1 protein-coding gene is annotated in these 20,391 nt (G+C 69.5%); it reads right to left on the bottom strand.

What is annotated here, in order from left to right; translation table 11 throughout:
• A partial coding sequence (locus APZ21_RS14410; RefSeq protein ID WP_156371072.1) for a non-ribosomal peptide synthetase occupies positions 1–20,391 on the bottom strand: 20,391 nt, incomplete at both ends.

Here is a 20,391-nt window from a genome sequence, read left to right as displayed (position 1 = left end):
TTCGCCACGAACCGATCCGCCGTCAGATCAGCACGACCGTAGTAGCCACGCGCGAGCTGATCACCCGCGAGATACAACTCACCGGCGACATCCACGGGAACCGGATGCAACCGCCCGTCGAGCACATACGCCCGCGCGTTCCAGACGGGCAGGCCGATCGGCACGGCACCCGACACATCCTCGGCCACCGCCGCGTGCGTCGCGTGCACCGCGAATTCGGTCGGACCGTAGAGATTGAACAGTTCAGCGGAACTGACCTGCCGGATAGCGGCCACGGTGTCGGAGGTGAACGCCTCGCCCGCCACGAGCAGGGCGCGCAGCGTACCGAGAGACGCACCGTCCGCGCTGCCCGCGAACACCGTCAACATCGACGGCACGAACGAGGTCATCGTCACCCCGTGCGCGGCGATGACCTCGGCCAGATACCGCGGGTCGCGGTGACCGTCCGTACTCGCCACCACGATCCGACCACCGGTCGACAACGGACCGAACAACTCCCACACCGACACGTCGAACGTCGCGGGCGTCTTGAACAACACCACATCGTCGACACCGATGCCGTATTCGCAGGTGATCCAACGGATCTGGTTCACCACCGCCGAATGCGGCACCGCCACACCCTTCGGACGACCCGTCGAACCCGACGTGAAGATCACATACGCCGGATGCTGCGGCCGCAACGGCGCGATCCGCTCCGCATCGGTCACCACCGCATCCGAATACCGCGACAGATCCAGCTCGTCGATCACCAGAGTGTCGACACCCGAACCGATGAAACCGTCACGCGCGGTGGTCAATACACACACCGGAGCGGCGGACTCCAACACGTAGCCGACGCGCTCGGCGGGTTGATCCAGATCCAGCGGCACATACCCACCACCGGCTTCTTGCACCGCGTACGCGGCGACCACCAGATCGACCGAACGACGCAGACCCAGAGCCACCAACGACTCAGGACCCACACCCGCTTCGATCAGACAACGCGCCAAACGACGCACCCGAGAAGCCAACCCCGCATACGTCAGCTCGACACCCGAACCCGGATCAACCACCGCCACCGCATCCGGCGACACCGCGACCTGACAGGCGAAATCGCCCACCAGAGTCCCGGTCGTCTCCAACACGTGATCCGTGGCATTCCACCCACGCAGGGCGCGGTAGTTCTCGCGCTCGTCCAGCAGCGGGATATCACCGACGGCCCGATCGGGATCGGCGACCACGGCGCGCAGCAGGCGCACGAATCGGCGTCCGAACTCCACCATGGTGGCCGGATCGAACAGATCCGTCGCGTAGATGAGCTCGGCGGCGATACCGTCGTCGGCCGGATTCTCCGACATCACCAGTTGCAGATCGAACTTCGCGACCTCGATGGGCAGGTCAACGGCGCTGACCGTGAGGCCGGGTAGCTCCAGTTCGGTCTGGCCGGTGTTCTGGAACGACAGCATCACCTGGAACAGCGGATGCCGCGCCTGCGAACGGGCCGGATTGAGGATCTCGACCAAACGCTCGAAGGGCAGGTCGGCATGGCCGAAGGCGGCGATGTCGGTGGCGCGGACCGCGCGCAGCATCTCGCTGAAGCTCGTCGCGCTCTCCACCGGGGTGCGCAGCACGAGGGTGTTGACGAACATGCCGATCAGGTCGTCCAGCGCGCGCTCACCGCGCCCCGCGACCGGGGTGCCGACGGCGATGTCGTCGGCGCCCGAAAGTCGCGACAGCAGTACCGCGAGCGCGGTGTGCGCGACCATGAACAGCGTCGCGCCGCGGGTCCGCGCCACCTCGACCAGTCCGGCGTGCGTCTCGGCGTCGATGGCGAAGGCGTGTGTCGCGCCGCGACCGCTGGCGACCGCGGGACGCGGCCGGTCGGCGGGCAGGTCCAGCTGTTCCGGCAGCCCGCGCAGCGCCTCGGTCCAGTAGGCGATCTGCGCGGCGATCACCGAATCCGGATCGTCCTCCGCGCCGAGGACCGCGCGCTGCCACAGCGCGAAGTCCGCGTACTGCACCTCGAGCGGACGCCACGACGGTTCGCCGCCCTCGACGCGCGCGCCGTAGGCGATCATCACGTCGCGGGTCAGCGGGCCCATCGAGAAGCCGTCGGCGGAGATGTGGTGCACCACCAGCGCGAGCACATGCTCGGTCGGGCTGACCTCGAACAGCCGCGCCCGGAACGGCACCTCCACGGTGACGTCGAAGGCGGTCTGCACGAATTCGGCCAGCCGCGAAGGCAATTCGTCGGCGGTCACGTCGACCGGGGCCAGATCCGGGATGACCTGCCCGGTCGCGACGGTCCGCTGCCGGGCCGCGCCGTCGACCTCGGGATAGTAGGTCCGCAGCGATTCGTGGCGGGCCAGCACGTCGGCCACCGCGACCTGCAACGCCTGCCGGTCGAGCAGACCCGACAGCCGCACCGCGGCCGGGATGTTGTCCACCGTCGATTCGGGATCGAACCGGTTGAGGAACCACATGCGCTGCTGTGCCAGTGACAGCGGGACCAGTTCCGGGCGGGCCTGCGGCGCCAGCGGCACACGCGCGCCCGCGCCCGCCCGCGACTCCACGCGCGCGGCCAGCGCGGCCACCGTGGACGCCTCGAACAGTTCGCGCACGCCCAGATCGGTGTCGAGCGCCGCGGACAGCCGCGCCGCGACCTGGGTCGCGCTCAGCGAGTTGCCGCCGAGGGCGAAGAAATCGTCGTCCAAGCCGACGCGTTCGGCGCCGAGGACGCCGGCGAAGATATCGGCGACGATCTCCTCCACCGGTGTGGTCGGCGCACGGAACACCGCGGCCTCGAACACCGGCGCGGGCAGCGCCTTGCGGTCCAGCTTGCCGGAGGCGTTGAGCGGGAACTCGTCGAGGACGACGATCAGCGCGGGCACCATGTAGGCGGGCAGTTGCCTGCTCAGATCCTCGCGGATCAGATCGGTGTCGACCGGCAGATTCGCCGTCGCGACCACGTAGGCCACCAGCTGATCACCGGTGCGCTGGTCACCGCGCACCACGACCACGGCCTGCGCGATCTCGTCCATTCCGGTGAGGGCGGCCTCGATCTCGCCGAGTTCGATGCGCAGACCGCGCAGCTTCACCTGGAAGTCGGTGCGGCCGAGGTATTCCAGCTCGCCCGCGGCATTCCAGGCGACCAGGTCGCCGGTGCGGTACATGCGGGAGCCGTTCGCGCCGAACGGATTCGCCACGAATCGGTCGCCGGTCAGATCCGGCCGCGACACGTAGCCGCGCGCCAACTGCGCGCCCGCGAGATACAACTCGCCCGCGACACCAACCGGCGCGGGCCGCAGCCGCGCGTCCAGCACGTAGACCTGGGTGTTGAACACCGGCGCGCCGATCGGGACCAGTTCGGTGTCGGCCTTGTCGACCCGGTGGTAGGTCACGTCGACCGCGGCCTCGGTGGGACCGTACAGATTGTGCAGCGCCGCTCCGGTCAACTCCCGCAGCCGGTGCGCGGGCTTGGGCGGCAGCGCCTCACCGGAGGCGAACACCATGCGCAGGCTGTGGCAGCGCGTGGCCGCGGCGTCGGCCACGAACACCGCGAGCATCGACGGCACGAAGTGGGTGACCGTGACCCGCTCGGTGGCGATGATCTCGGCCAGGTAGGCCGGATCGCGGTGTCCGTCCGGACGGGCGATGACCAGCCGCGCGCCGATCTGCAAGGGCCAGAAGAACTCCCACACCGACACGTCGAAGGTCGCGGGCGTCTTCTGCAGGACGGCATCGCTCGGATCGAGTCCGTATTCGGCCTGCATCCACACCAGGCGGTTCACGATCGCGGCGTGCGAGACCGCGACGCCCTTGGGGCGGCCGGTGGAACCGGAGGTGAAGATGACGTAGGCGGTATTCGACGGGCGCAGCGGCGCACGGCGTTCGGCCGCGGTGATCGGGCCCTCGGACACCCCGGACAGGTCGAGCAGGTCGATGCGGACCTGTGCGGTGTCGATCTCCAGATCGCTGCCGGAGGTCAGCACGCATACCGGATCGGCGGTGTCGAGGATGTACTCGGTGCGCTCGGCCGGATGATCGGGGTCGAGCGGCACGTAAGCGCCGCCCGCGAGCGTGACCGCGTACATGCCGACCACCAGCTCGACCGAACGCCGGATGCCGAGCGCCACATAGGATTCCGGGCCGACGCCGCGCTGGATGAGCCAGCGCGCCAGCCGGTGTGCGCGCGCGCCGAACTCGTCGTAGGACAGACTCGTCCCCTCGAAGGTCAGCGCGGTCGCCTCGGGGGTCTCGCGCCGCTGGGCCTCGAACATCGACGCCAGGGTCGCCGCGGTGTCCACCTCGTGGGCGGTGTCGTTCCACCCCGTGGTCACCAGCGCGAGTTCGGCGGCGTCGACCAGGCCGATGTCGCCGACGGTGACCTCGGGATCGGCGGTGATCGCGGTCAGTACCCGCACCAGGCGATCGGCGATGCGGCGCACGGTCGGCTCGTCGAACAGGTCGCGCAGATAACCCGCGCGGACACGCAGACGCGAATCCAGCTGGGCGATCAGGGTCAGCGGGTAGTGGGTGGCGTCGGCGGCGTCGAGTCCGACGACCGACATGCCGTCGATATCGGCGGCCTGCGCCCGGATGCCCTCGGCGTCCACCGGATAGGACTCGAAGACCACCAGCGTGTCGAACAGCCCGGCCATGCCCGCGGCGGACTGGATCTCGGCCAGGCCGACGTAGTGGTGGTCGAGCAGATCGGCCTGCTCGACCTGGACCCGGGTGAGCAGTTCGCGCGCGGATTCGGACGGATCGAAACGCACACGCACCGGCACCGTGTTGATGAACAGGCCGACCATCGCCTCGACGCCGGACAGCTGGGCCGGGCGACCCGACACGGTGGTGCCGAACAGCACGTCCTCGCGGCCGGTCATCCGTCCGACGAGCACACCCCAGGCGACCTGCAACACCGTATTCGGCGTGACGCCGAGCGATGCGGCGACCTCGGTCAGGCGCGCGGTCGCGGCCTCGTCCAGGTCGAAGAAGTACTCACCCGACAGCGCCGTGATCTCGCGGCCCGCGTCGGGGCGCGAGAGCAGGGTCGGCTCGTTCACCCCGCGCAGCGCCGCGGCCCATGCCGCCACCGAGGCGGCGTGGTCCTGGCGCGCGGTCCACTCCAGGAAGTGGCGGTAGGAGCGCACGGCGGGCAGCGCGCTCGCGTCGGCGCGCAGGGCGTAGAGCGCCAGCAGATCCCGCATGAGCAGCGGCATGGACCAGCCGTCGAGCAGGATGTGGTGGTTGGTCACCACGAAACGCCAGGTGTGCGCGGCGGTCTGGATGAGCGTGAACCGGATCAGCGGCGGCTCGGTCAGGTCGAAGCGGCGCATGCGGTCGACGTCGATGAGGTCGGCCGCCTCGCCGGAGTCGAGGCGATCGTATTCCGACCAGTCGACGCGGACGCTGTCGAGCACGACCTGCACCGGATTGCCGTCGTGGTCGGAGACGAACGCGGTGCGCAGGTTCTCGTAGCGATCGACCAGAGCCTGTGCGGCCGAACGCAATCGGGTGGCGTCGACGCGGCCGGTGAGGGCCAGTACCGCCTGGGCGGTGTATACGTCGACCGAGGTCGCGGCCAGCCGGGCGTGGAAGAGCAGACCCGCTTGCAGCGCCGAGAGCGGCCACACGTCGGTCAGGGTCGGGAAGCGGCGTTCCCAACCGTCGATATCGCGCTGGGTGGTGCGCACGAGCGCGAAATCGGCAGGCGTGTGCCCGCCCGCGTCCGCCGAATTCGCGTGCCGCGCCACGGCTTCCAGCGCGGCGACCCAAAGGTCGCCGAATTCGCGCACGTCCGCGGCGTCCAGCAGGGTCGAGGGGTAGCCGATATTCGCGGTGAGCCGGTCGCCGACCACGATGGCGTTGACGTCCAGCGGCGCCATCGCGGGCATATCCGCGTCGTAGGCGCCCGCGAGCGCGCCGAGTTCGGGCGCGGGAATCCAGCCGAAGCCGCGCAGCGCCTCGGGAACGTCGCTGTCGGAGACCCGGCCCAGATAGTTGAAGCTGACCTGTCCGGGCAGCCGCTCGGGCAGTTCGGCCGCGGTCGCCGGATTCATGTACCGCAGCAGACCGTAGCCGATGCCCTTGTCCGGCACCGCGAGCAACTGTTCCTTGACCGCCTTGAGCACCCGGCCCAGCGCCGGTCCGCCGGTGAGCGCGGCGTCGATGTCGAGACCCGCGAGGTCGAAGCGGACCGGGAAGATCGCGGTGAACCAGCCGACCGTGCGGGACAGGTCCGCACCGGGCACGATCTCCTCTTCGCGGCCGTGGCCCTCGAGGCGGATCAGCAGCGCGTCGTCCGGGCGCGCGGTGGTGCGCCGCGCCCGCCATTTCGCGGTCGCCAGGGCGAGCGCGGTGAGCAGACCGTCGTTGACGCCGCCGTGGAACAGGGCGGGCACGGTGGTCAACAGGGCCTTGGTGACCTCGGCGGACACCTCGACCTGGAGTTTGTCGATGACGCCCGAGGTGTCGACCAGCGGGTCCATCGGGCGCGCGGTGAGCAGCGGATCGGGTGATCCGGCGACACCGCGCCAGTAGTCGAGTTCGGCGACCCGCGCGACGCTGTCGGCCTCGCGCCGCAGCGCGTGCGCCCAGGCCCGCATGCTCGTCGCGGGCGCGACCAGCTGCGGCTTCTGGCCCGCGGTGAGCATGCCCCACGCGGTCACGAAGTCGGGCACCAGGATTCGCCACGAGACGCCGTCCACCACGAGGTGGTGTGCCAGCACGACGAGTCGACCCGTCCGAACCGGTTCGGACGGGTCGAGCCAGACGAACGCGATCACCGCACCGGTGGCCGGATCGAGCCGTTCCAGCGCGGAATCCAGTGCACCGGTCGCGATCTCGAACAGTTCGGCATCGGTGGCCGCGGCCGGGAGCGGCACGCGCTCGATGAGCGCGTCCGCGTCGACCGAACCCGGTTCGGCGGTCTCCACGACCCAGTCGCCCGCCTCGCGGCGCAGGCTCGCGCGCAACATGTCGTGGCGATCGATGACCGCGCCGACGGTGGCGGCGATGCCCGCGCGGTCGATGCCGAGCGGCAATTCGAGTGCGAGGGTCTGGTTGAACCGACCGAAGGAACCGGCCCGTTCGGCCATGAACCGGACCACCGGGGTCGGCGGCATGGGGCCGACCCCGCCGCCGGGCAGCTCCGCCAGCGCGGGCACGGCCGATTCGGCGGCGTCCGCGGTCTCGGCGACCGCGGCGAGTCCCGCGACGGTGCGCTGTTCGAACACGTGGCGCGGGGAGAAGACCACTCCGCGCGCCTTGGCGCGCGACACCAGCTGGATCGAGACGATGCTGTCGCCGCCGAGGGCGAAGAAGGAGTCGTCGACGCCGACCCGCTCCACACCGAGCACCTCGGCGAACACTTCGGCGATGATCTGCTCGACCGGTGTGCGCGGGGCGCGGAAGACGACCTCGGTGGCGAACACCGGCTCCGGCAGCGCCTTGCGGTCGAGTTTGCCGACCGGGGTGAGCGGCACGCGGTCGAGCACCATGATCGACGACGGCACCATGTACGCGGGCAGCCGTTCCTCGAGCGCCGCGGTCAGTTCCGCGACGTCGAGCGAATGTCCGGGCGCGGCGACGACGTACGACACCAGCGAGACCGCGCCCGCGGCGCTCTTGTGTCCGATGGTGACCGCGAAGTCCACTCCCGCGTGCGCCGACAGGGCGCTGTCGATCTCGCCGAGTTCGATGCGGAACCCGCGCACCTTGACCTGGAAGTCGGAACGGCCGACATATTCCACCGCGCCGTCGCGGGTCCAGCGGACCACGTCACCGGTGCGGTACATGCGCGCGCCCACCGCGTTCGGGCCCACCGCGTACGGATTCGCGACGAACCGGTCGGCGGTCAGCGCGGCGCGGGCGTGGTATCCGCGCGCCAACTGGATACCGGAGATGTAGAGCTCACCGGCCACGCCGACGGGTACCGGCCGCAGCCGCGCGTCCAGGATGAGCGACTGCGTACCGCGGATCGGAGCGCCGATGGGCATGGGATCGCCCGCGAGCAGCGGCGCGCTGATGTTGACCACCATGGCGGTCTCGGTCGGGCCGTACACATTGTGGAAGCGGCGCGTCGAACCGTCGGGCAGCGGCACCGCCCACTTGGCGACGAGTTCCGGCGCGAACGCCTCGCCGCCGACCGCGAGCACGCGCAGTGAGTCCAGGCCGGTCGGGTCGAAGGTCGCCAGCGCGGCCGGGGTGATGAACACGTGCGTGACGCCCTCGGTGCGCATGAGCTCGGAAAGCTCATCGCCGCCGTAGACGCCGGTTGGCACGACCACGAGCGCCCCGCCGGGACCCAGCGCAAGCAGCAGCTCGAGAATCGAGGCGTCGAAGCTGGGCGAGGCGAAATGCATTGCGCGCGAATCGGAATCGAGTCCGTAGTGCTCGATCTGCGCGGTGGCGAAGTTGGCGAGCACGGTGTGTGACACCACGACGCCCTTGGGCACACCGGTGGAACCGGAGGTGTAGATGACGTAGGCCGGATTCTGCGGGCGCAGCGGGCGCACCCGGTCGACGTCGGTGATCGGGGAGCCGTCGAAGGCGTCGAGATCGAGATCGTCGAGCACCAGCCAACGCACCGAATCCGGCAGGTCCGCGCGGGCGGCGGCCACGGTGATACCCACCGGCGACCCGGAATCGGTGACCATGTGCGCGATGCGATCGGCCGGATAGGCCGGGTCGACCGGGACGAAGGCCGCGCCGGTCTTGCTCACCGACAGGGCGACGAACACCGAATCGGCCGACCGCGGCACGCCGACCGCCACCAGATCCTCGGCGCCGACGCCCTCGGCGATCAGCAGTCGCGCCAGGCGGTTGGACCGTTCGTCGAGTTCGCCGTAGGTCAGCGTGGCGCCGCGGTAGATCACCGCGGGGGCGAGCGGATCGCGTGCCGCGGCGGCGGCCAGCAGATCCGGCAGCGTGCGCGGCGCGATCGCGGGCGCGCCGGTGCGCGCGACCAAGTCGGCGCGTTCGCCGGCGTCGAGCAGGTCGATCGCGCCGACCTGCACCGACGGGTCGGCGGCGACGGCCTCGAGCACCCGGCGCCAGCGCACCACGAATTCGGCGGCGGTGGCGGCGTCGAACAGATCGGTCGCGTAGGTGAGCGCGAGCGACATGCCCGTCGCGTCCGGCTGTTCGGACAGCGTGAACTGGAGATCGAAGCGGGCGACGGATTCGTCCAGGTCCAGTGCGGCCACCCGCAGACCCGGCAGTTCCAGCGCGGTGCTTTCCAGGTTCTGGAAGGCGAGGGCGACCTGGAACAGCGGATTGCGCGACTGCGAACGCTCCGGCGCGAGCAGTTCCACCAACCGTTCGAACGGCACGTCGGCATTGCCGTAGGCGTCCAGGTCGGTGGTGCGCACCCGGTCGAGCAGATCGGCGAAGGATTCCGATGCCGTCACGGCGGTGCGCAGCACCAGCGTGTTGACGAACATGCCGACCAGATCATCGAGCGCCTGTTCGCCACGGCCCGCGATGGGCGAGCCGATCGCGATGTCGTCGGTGCCGGACAGGCGCGACAGCAGCACCGCCAGCGCACCGTGCATGACCATGAACAGCGACGCGCCGCGGCGACGGGCGACCGCGTCCAGCGCGGTGACCAGTTCCTCGGGCAGTCGCTCGTGCAGGGTCTGTCCGCGCAGCGAGGCGACCGGCGGGCGCGGGCGGTCCGCGGGCAGGGTCAACTCGTCGGGCACGCCGTCGAGCGCGCGCTGCCAGTAGTCGACCTGACGGGCCAGCAGCGAGCGCGGATCGTCCTCGGCGCCGAGGACTTCGCGCTGCCAGATCGCGAAGTCGGCGTACTGGACGGGCAGCGGGGCCCAGCCGGGATCGCTGCCCTGACTGCGCGCGGTGTAGGCGGTCATCACGTCGCGCGCCAGCGGGCCCATCGAGAAGCCGTCGCCCGCGATGTGGTGCACGACCACGACCAGCACGTATTCGTCCGAGCCGAGCACGTACAGCCGGGCGCGCAGCGGAACCTGTTCGGCCACGTCGAATCCGAGCGAAGCGAATTCGGCGACCGCCGCGCCGACCCCCACGGGGTCGACCTCGATCGGGCGCAGGTCGAGCACGACGTTCTCGGCGGGCACGATCGCCTGCACCGGGGTACCGCCGTGCAGCGGGTACCGGGTGCGCAACGATTCGTGTCGGCGCACGACATCGGCGACCGCGAGCCGCAGCGCCTCGATATCGAGCGTGCCGGTGAGCCGGATGGCGAGCGGCAGATTGTAGGCCGCCGAGGCGGTGTCGTACTTGTTGAGGAACCACATGCGCTGCTGCGCGTAGGACAACGGCACCAGCTCGCCCGCGGGCCGCGCCCGCGCGACCAGACGGGCGCGCGCCGCGCCATCGGTATGCGATTCCACCCGTGCGGCGAGCGCCTCCACGGTCGATGCCTCGAACAGGGCGCGCACCGGAATCGACGCGCCAAGCGCCGCGCCGATCCGCGCGACGACGCGGGTCGCGATGAGCGAGTTGCCGCCGAGGTCGAAGAAATCGTCGTCCACGCCGAACCGGGGCACATCGAGCACCTCGGCGAAGACCGCGGCCACGGTCTCCTGCACCGGGGTGACCGGCGCGCGGAAGGCACGCGACTGCGCCGCGGGCGCGGGCAGCGCCTTGCGGTCCAGTTTTCCGTTGACGGTCAACGGAATCCATTCGAGGCGCACCAGTGCCGCCGGGACCATGTAGGACGGCAGGCGTTGTGCCGCGCCGCGGCGGACCGCGTCCAGATCCGGTGCGGCGTCGGCCTCGGAGACCACGTAGGCCACGATGCGCTGATCGCCGGGCTGGTCCTCGCGCACGATGACCGCGGCCTGCGCGATACCCGGCTGGGCCAGTACGGCGGCCTCGATCTCGCCGAGTTCGATGCGGAAGCCGCGGACCTTCACCTGATCGTCGGCGCGGCCCAGGTATTCGAGTTCGCCGGAGCGGTTCCAGCGCGCCAGGTCGCCGGAGCGGTACAGCCGCGATCCGGCCTCGCCCAGCGGATCGGCCACGAAACGGGTCGCGGTGAGATCCGGCCTGCCGAGGTAGCCGCGCGCCAATTGCGGTCCGGCCACGTACATCTCACCCGCGACACCCACCGGGACCGGTCGCATGCGCGCGTCGAGGACGTAAACGCGCAGGCCCGCGATGGCCCGGCCGACGACGCTGCCGGAGGCCGCGGCGACGGTTGCCGCGTCGAGGGCGCGGTAGGACACGTGCACCGTGGTCTCGGTGATGCCGTACATATTGACCAGCACCGGACCCGAACCCGCCGAACCGGCGAGCACGCCGTCACCGTGGCGTTCGATCCAGTCCGACAGACGGCGCGGTTCCAGCGCCTCACCGCCGAAGACGACGTAGCGCAGCGCCAGCGGCGTCACCGCCGACCCCGCGTTGCGATCGGCCTCGGCCAATTGGTAGAAGGCCGACGGCGTCTGGTTGAGCACGGTCACGCGCTCCGCGCGCAACAGTTCGAGGAACTGTTCGGGCGAACGCGAGGTGTAGTAGTCGACGACGACGACCGTGCCGCCGAACAGCAGCGGACCCCACAGCTCCCATACCGAGAAGTCGAAGGCGTAGGAGTGGAACAGGGTCCACACGTCGTCGGGTCCGAAACCGAAGTCGCGATCGGTATTGGCGAACAGGCGCGTCACATTCCGGTGCGCGACCGCGACGCCCTTGGGACGGCCGGTGGAACCGGAGGTGTAGATGACGTAGGCGACGTGCTCGGGCCGCAGCGGCGCGCGCCGGTCGGCGTCGGTCACCGGCGCGTCGTCGGCGTCCACGACATTGCCGGTCTCGACGGCGAATCCGTCCAGCACCACGGTCGCGACGCCGTCCGGGACGGTGATCTCCACGGTGGAGTCCAGGATCACGCTGGAGGGCCGCGCGTCGGAGAGCACGTAGGCGATGCGCTCGGCCGGATAGGTCGGGTCGATCGGAACGTAGCCCGCGCCGGTCTTCACCACGGCCAGCAGCGCCACGACCAGGTCGAGCGAACGCGGCAGGATCACCGCGACCAGCGACTCGGGGCCCGCGCCGTCGTCGACGAGCCTGCGCGCCACGATATTCGCGCGCTTGTCCAGTTCGGAATAGGTCAGCGAATCCGCGCCGAACTTGGCGGCGGTGCGGTACGGATGCGCCGCCACCGTCTCGTCGAACAGCGACACCAGCGTGTGCTCGGCCGCGAACCGGCCGGTGTCGGTGTCGGCGCCCGAGCGGACCCAGCGCCGCGCCACGTCGAGCTGTTCGCTCTCGCCGAGCAGGTCGATATCGCCGACGACGACCGAGGAGTCCTCGGCGACGGCGCGCAGGATGCGCACCAGTCGGTCGGCGAAGCCCGCGACGGTCTCCGGGTCGAACAGTTCGCTCGCGTAGTTCCACGACAGCGACAGCGCGCCGTCCACGGACTGGCCGACGGTCAGCTGGACATCGAATTTCGCGGTGCCCGCGTCGAATTCGACGATATCCAGGTGCAGCCCGCCGGGCAGCGCCATCGAGGGCGCCTCCGCGGCGGAGGCGGCCTCGAAGGTCAGCGCGACCTGGAACAGCGGATGGTGGGCCTGCGAGCGGGCCGGGCTCAGCACGTCAACGAGCCGCTCGAAGGGCACGTCGGCATTGGCGAAGGCGGCCAGGTCGGTGCGGCGGACCTGTTCGAGCAGATCGGCGAAGCTCGCGCCGAGGTCGATCTCGCTGCGCAGCACGAGGGTGTTGACGAACATGCCGACCAGGTCGTCGAGTGCGCGCTCACCGCGTCCGGCGACCGGGGTGCCGATGGCGATATCGGTGCTGCGCGACAGTCGCGCGGCCCAGGTCGCCAGTGCCGCGTGCATCACCATGAACAGCGTGACCCCGTGCGCGCGCGCCACGTCGGCGAGCGCGCGGTGCAGTTCGGCGTCGACCGAGAAGCTGTGCAGCCCACCGGCATTGGAAGCTATTTCCGGACGCGGCCGGTCCGCGGGGAGTTCGATCTGATCGGGCAGATCGCGCAGTTGCGTACTCCAGTACGCGAGTTGGGCCGCGGCGACCGATTCCTCATCGGCTTCGGAGCCGAGCACCTCGTTCTGCCACAGGGTGTAGTCGGCGTACTGCACCTCGAGCGGCGCCCACGCCGGGACCTCGCCCCGGGCGCGCTGGGTATAGGCGGCAACCACGTCGCGCAGCAGCGGGCGCAGCGAGAATCCGTCACCGCTGATGTGGTGCATGACCAGCACGACGACGTGGCTGCGCGCGTCGAGGCGAAGCAGCGTCGCGCGGAACGGGATCTCGGCGGTCACGTCGAAATGCGTGCTCGCCAGTTCCACGATGCGTGCCGAGAGTTCGGGCAGGGTCACCGGTTCGGCGACCAGTTCCGCGCGCACCTCGTCGGTGTGCAGGATCCGCTGGTAGCCGACGCCGTCCACCTCCGGGTAGACCGTGCGCAGCGCCTCGTGGCGGGCCAGCACGTCACCGAGGGCGGCGTCGAGCGCGGCGACGTCGAGCGCGCCGGTGAGTCGGATCGCCACCGGGATGTTGTTGACAGCGGTGCTGCTGTCGAAGCGGTTGAGGAACCACATGCGCTGCTGTGCCGCCGACAGCGGGATCAGCTGCGCTTCGGCGCCGTCGGGCAGTATCGTCGGCGCGGGCCGCGAACGCGCGGTCAGCGGGACGCGTCCGCCCTGTCCGGCGGCCGATTCCACCCGCACGGCCAGCGATTCCACCGTGGACGCCTCGAACAGCAGCCGCACCGGCACCTTGGTGTCGAGTGCCGCGCCGAGACGGGCCACGACCTGGGTCGCGATGAGCGAATTGCCGCCGAGTTCGAAGAAGTCGTCGTCGAGGCCGATGCGCTCCACGTCGAGCACCTCGGCGAAGGTGCTCGCCACGATCTGCTGCACCGGCGTGCCGGGCGCGCGGTACTCGCGTGCTTCGAACACCGGGTCCGGCAGCGCCTTACGGTCCAGCTTGCCGGAGGCGTTGAGCGGGAACTCGTCCAGTACGACGTAGGCGGTGGGCACCATGTAGGTCGGCAGTTGCGCGCCGAGCGCCGATTTCACCGCGTCGAGGTCGACGACCCGGTCGGGGTCGGCGACCAGGTAGGCGACCAGATGATCGCCGGTGCGCTCGTCACCGCGGACCAGCACCACCGCCTGCGCGACCGATTCCTGTGCGGTGAGCGCGGTTTCGATCTCGCCGAGTTCGATGCGCAGGCCGCGCAGCTTGACCTGGAAGTCGGTGCGGCCCAGATACTCCAGTTCACCGTCGGGAGTCCACACCACGAGATCGCCGGTGCGGTAGGCGCGTTCGCCGTCGGCGGCGAAGGGATTGGCCACGAAGCGGTCGGCGGTGAGGTCGGGGCGACCGACGTAACCGTGCGCCAACTGCGCGCCGGTCAGGTACAGCTCACCGGCGACACCCACCGGCACCGGATGCAGACGCGAATCCAGCACCAGGACACGGGTGTTGAACACCGGCGCGCCGATCGGCACGGTCACGGTGTCGGCGTCGGTGACCTCGTGGAAGGTCACGTCGACCGCGGCCTCGGTCGGGCCGTACAGGTTGTGCAAGCGCGCACCGGTCAGCTCGCGCAGGCGCTGCGCCGTCGTCGCGGGCAGCGCCTCGCCGGAGGCGAAGACATTGCGCAGCGTCGAGCACGCCCGCGCGCCGGCCTCGGCGACGAAGACCGACAGCATCGACGGCACGAAGTGCGCCGTGGTGACCCGCTGGTCCACGATCGTGCGCACCAGATACGCCGGATCGCGGTGGCCGTCGGGCTTGGCGATCACCAGCCGCGCGCCGACCTGCAAGGGCCAGAAGAACTCCCACACCGACACGTCGAAGGTCGCGGGGGTCTTCTGCAATACCACGTCCTCCGCGGACAGCCCGTATTGGGCGTGCATCCACACCAGGCGGTTGACGATGGCCTCGTGCGAGACCGCGACGCCCTTGGGGCGGCCGGTGGAACCGGAGGTGAAGATGACGTATGCGGTGTTCCGCGGACGCAGCGCGCGATGGCGGTCGGCGTCGGTGAGCGGTTCGTCGGAGAACGCGGACAGGTCGAGACGATCGATGCGGACCTGACGGGTCACCGTGGTCGTCAGATCGGCGCCGGAGGTCAGGACGCACACCGGTCCCGCGGTGCGCAGAATGTGCTCGATGCGCTCGGCCGGATGATCCGGGTCGAGCGGCACGTACGCGCCGCCCGCGGCATTGATCGCGTAGAGACCGACGAGCAGGTCGAGCGAACGCCGCATGGCGACGCCCACATACGATTCCGGGCCCACGCCCGCCTGCTTGAGCCAGCGCGCGAGGCGGTGTACCCGGCTCGCGAACTCGGCGTAGGTCAGACTCGTCCCCTCGTAGGTCAGCGCGGTCGAGTCGGGGGTGCGCAGCGCCTGCGCCTCGAACATCGAGACCAGCGTGCCGACGGCATCGCCCACCGAGGAAGTGAGCGCCGCGTCGACCGGGAATTCGCTGTCGTTCCACCGTTCCAGGACCTGGGTGCGCTCGGCGTCGTCGAGCAGGTCGATATCGCCGACGGTCACCGCGGGATCGGCGGCGACCGCGCGCAGCACCCGCAGGAACCGCTCGGCGAAGGCGTCGGCGTACCGGTCGTCGAAAAGGTCGGTGGCGTAGAGCAGTTCGGCGTCCATCGGGGCGGCGCCCGCGTCGCGGCCCGGTGCGCCCGGCACCTCGCCGAGGGTGAGCTGGAGATCGAATTTCGCGGTGGGCTGGTCGATCTCGAGTTCGGACACGCGCAGTCCGGGCAGTTCCAGACTGGTGCGGCCCAGGTTCTGGAACGACAGCATCACCTGGAACAGGGGATGGCGCGCCTGCGAACGCGCCGGATTCAGCACCTCGACCAGCCGCTCGAACGGCACGTCCGTGTGCGCGAAGGCTTGCAGGTCGCGCTCGCGGATTTGGGCGAGCAGATCGGCGAAGGAGTCCGCGGGATCGATCCGCGATCGGAGCACCAGAGTGTTGACGAACATGCCGACCAGCTCGTCGAGGCCTTGTTCACCGCGTCCGGCGGCGGGGACGCCGACGGCGATGTCGTCGGTGCCCGACAGGCGCGACAGCAGTGCGGCGAACGCGCCGTGCACGACCATGAACAGGGTGGTGCCACTCGACTGGGCGACCCGGTTGAGGGTGTCGACCAGTTCGCCGGGCACCCGGAAGCGGTGTGTACCCGCGCGATAGGACGCGACGGCGGGCCGCGGACGCTGCGACAGGCGCAGTTCGTCGGGCAGTTCGGCCAGTGCGGTGCGCCAGTAGTTCAGCTGCGCCGCGATCAGCGAGGCCGGGTCGTCCTCAGCGCCGAGGGTTTCGCGCTGCCAGATGGCGTAGTCGATGTACTGCACCGGCAGCGGCGACCAGTTCGGCGCGGCATCCGAGCGGCGCGCGACATAGGCCGTCATCAGGTCGCGCACGAGCGGGCGCATGGAGAAGCCGTCCGCCGCGATGTGGTGGACCACCACCGCGAGTACGAAGTCCTGGGTGGTGTCGCGCCAACGCTTACCGTTGTTGCCCTCGAGTTGGTAGACGCACACCCGCACCGGCGGCTCGACGGTGACGTCGAAGCCGCCGATCACGAATTCGTAGAGCGCGCCGGCGATCTCGTCCTCGGACAGGGCGTGCACGGCGATCTCGGGGACCGCGCGCGCCATGGGGAGCACCTGCTGGTATGCGATGCCCTCGTGCGAGGGGTAGATAGTGCGCAGCGATTCGTGCCGGGCGATGACGTCGGCGAGCGCGCCGCGCAGCGCCTCGAGGTCGAGTTGGCCGCGCAGTCGCACCGCGACCGGGATATTGCTCGCGGCCGAATCGGTGTCGAAGCGGTTGAGGAACCACATGCGCTGCTGCGCCGGCGAGAGCGGCGGGTATTCCGGCCGCGTGCGGGCGGCCAGCGCGATACGGCCGCCGGTGCCCGCGTGTGCTTCCATGCGAGCGGCCAGTGCCGCGACGGTGGGCGCCTCGAACAGCAAGCGCACCGGCACCGTGCTGTCGAGCGCGGCGCTGAGCCGCGCGACCACCTGGGTGGCGATGAGTGAGTTACCGCCCAGATCGAAGAAATCATCGTCCAGGCCCACCGGACGCTCACCCGAAATACCCAACACCTCGGCGAACGTATTCGCCACGATCTCCTCGATCGGCGTCGACGGCGCACGGAACTCCCGCACCTCGAACACCGGCTCCGGCAACGCCCGTCGGTCGAGTTTGCCGTTCGCGCTCAGCGGCATCTCCTCCAGCACCACGAAAGCGGCGGGCACCATATACGACGGCAACACACCACCCAGATGCGTCCTGAGCTCGTCCACATCGATCCCGGCATCGGCAGCGGGCACCACATAGGCCACCAGCTGATCGCCCGTGCGCGCGTCCGACCGCACCATCGCCACCGCCTGCGACACCGACCCGTGCCCGGTCAGCGCGTTCTCGATCTCACCGAGCTCGATACGCAGACCACGCACCTTCACCTGGAAATCCGTCCGACCCAGATACACGATCGAACCATCGGCGGTCCGAGTGACCAGGTCGCCCGTGCGATACATGCGAGCACCCGCATCACCGAACGGATTCGCCACGAACCGATCCGCCGTCAGATCAGCACGACCGTAGTAGCCACGGGCAAGCTGATCACCGGCCAGATACAACTCACCCGCGACCCCGACCGGAACCGGATGCAACCGGGAATCGAGCACATACGCCCGCGCGTTCCAGACGGGCGAACCGATCGGCACGGCACCGGAGACATCCGCGGCCACCGCGGCATGCGTGGCATGCACCGCGAACTCCGTCGGACCGTACAGATTGAACAACTCCGCCGAACCCACCCGACGGAACGCCCGCACCGCGTCCCCGGTCAGCGCCTCACCGGCGATCAACAACGCCCGCACCGACGACAGCGCATTCCCGCCCGCCGCCGAGGCATCGATACTGCCCGCGAACACGGTCAACATCGACGGCACGAACGAGGTCATCGTCACCCCGTACCCGGCGATCACCTCCGCCAGATACTGCGGATCCCGATGACCATCCTGACTCGCCACCACGATCCGACCACCGACCGACAGCGCCCCGAACAACTCCCACACCGACACATCGAACGTCGCAGGCGTCTTGAACAACACCACATCATCGACACCGACACCGAACTCACCTGTAATCCAACGGATCTGGTTCACAACCGCCGAATGCGGCAACGCCACACCCTTCGGACGACCCGTCGAACCCGACGTGAAGATCACATACGCCGGATGCGGCGAACGCAACGGCGCCACGCGCTCGGCATCGACCACAACCCCATCGGAATAACCCGACAGGTCCAATTCGTCGATCACCACGGTATCGACACCCGAACCCGTGAAACCATCACGCGTAGTGGTCAACACACACACCGGAGCGGCCGACTCCAACACATAGCCGACACGCTCGGCGGGCTGATCGAGATCCAGCGGCACATAACCACCACCGGCTTCTTGCACGGCGTAAGCGGCGACCACGAGATCGATCGAACGACGCATACCCAAAGCCACCAACGACTCGGGACCCACACCCGCTTCGATCAGACAACGCGCCAAACGACGTACCCGAGAAGCGAACTCCGCATAGGTGAGCTCCACACCCGAACCCGGATCCACCACCGCGACCGCGTCCGGCGTCGCCACCACCTGCCGAGCGAAATCACCCACCAGAGTCCCGCTCGAATCCAACACCCGATCCGTGGCATTCCAACCACGCAGCGCGAGTTCGGATTCGACGCGGTCCAGCAGGTCGATATCGCCGACCGGAACATCCGGATCGGCGATGATCGCCGCCAGAACGCGATCGAGCCTGCGCGCGAAGCCCGCGACCGTCTCCTCGTCGAAAAGGTCGAGCGCGTAGGAGAATTCGGCCGACATGCCGGACGGTTCGCCGTGCTCGTCCTGAATCTCCTGCAAGGTCAGTTGCAGGTCGAATTTCGCCAGGCCCGCGTCGTAGTCGATGCCGTTGATGGACAGGCCGGGCAGTTCGAGATTGGCCTGCTTGGTGTTCTGGAAGGCCAGCATGACCTGGAACAGCGGATGCCTGGCCTGTGAGCGGGCCGGATTCAGTACCTCGACCAGGCGCTCGAATGGCACGTCGGCATTGGCGAAGGCGTGCAGATCCTTCTCGCGCGCGGTGGCGAGCAGATCGGCGAAACTCACGCTCGGGTCGATCTCGGTGCGCAGCACAAGGGTGTTGACGAACATGCCGATGAGGTCGTCCAGCGCGGCCTCGCCGCGGCCCGCGACCGGTGTGCCGATGGCGATGTCGCTGCTGCCCGACAGGCGCGCCAGCAGTACCGCGAGCGCGCTGTGCATGACCATGAAGGGCGAGGCGTTGTAGCGGCGGCCGAGTTCCACCAGCGCGTGCTGGGTCTGTCCCGAGATGACGAACGGGTAGGTGCCGCCGCGGTAGCTGGCCGAGGCCGGGCGCGGGCGATCCGACGGCAGTACGAGCTCGTCGGGCAGGTCGGCGAGTTCGCGTGTCCAGAAGGCGATCTGGTTGGAGATGAGCGAACTCGGATCGTCCTCGGATCCGAGTACCTCGCGCTGCCACAGCGAGTAGTCGGCGTACTGCACCGGCAGCGCGGTCCAGGCGGGCGGCTCCCACAGCGTGCGGGCCGCGTAGGCCACCATGACGTCGCGGGCCAGCGGGCCCATGGACCAGCCGTCGGCGGAGATGTGGTGCATCACCATGCCGAGCACGTACTCGGTCTCGCTGATCTCGAAAAGCCTTGCGTGCAGCGGCACTTCGCTGGTCACGTCGAAGGCCATCGACGCCAGGTCGATGAGATGGTCGAACAGCGTGGCCTCGGTGACCCGGTACGGGGTCAGGTCCGGCACGATCTGCGCGGCGTCGAGGACGACCTGGACGGGTCCGGTCGCGGTCTCCGGGAAGACCGTGCGCAGCGACTCGTGCCGGTCGATCACGTCGATCACCGCGACCTGCAATGCGGCGACATCCAATTCGCCGGACAGGCGAATGGCGACCGGGATGTTGTTCACCGCCGATTCGGTGTCGAACCGGTTGAGGAACCACATGCGCTGCTGTGCCAGCGACAGCGGCACCTCGTCGGGCCGCTCCCGCGCCACCAATGCCTTGCGCGCGCCGTCACCGGCGCGCGATTCCACGCGGGCGGCGAGCGCGCCGACGGTGGAGGCGTCGAACAGCATGCGCACCGGCACGCGGGTGTCGAGCGCGAGACCGAGCCGCGAGGCCACCTGGGTGGCGATGAGGGAGTTGCCGCCGAGTTCGAAGAAGTCGTCGTCGACGCCGATCCGGCTGATCCCGAGCACCTCGCCGAAGATCTGCGCCACGATCTCCTCGATGGGCGTCGAGGGCGCGCGGAAGACCTTGACCTCGAACACCGGCGCGGGCAACGCCTTACGATCCAACTTACCCGAAGCA

The organism is Nocardia arizonensis (genome assembly GCF_001310275.1).
In the GTDB taxonomy this organism is placed as follows: Bacteria; Actinomycetota; Actinomycetes; order Mycobacteriales; family Mycobacteriaceae; genus Nocardia; species Nocardia arizonensis.
Note: the sequence above shows the minus strand (reverse complement) of the source record. Positions and strands in the feature narration are given on the sequence as shown.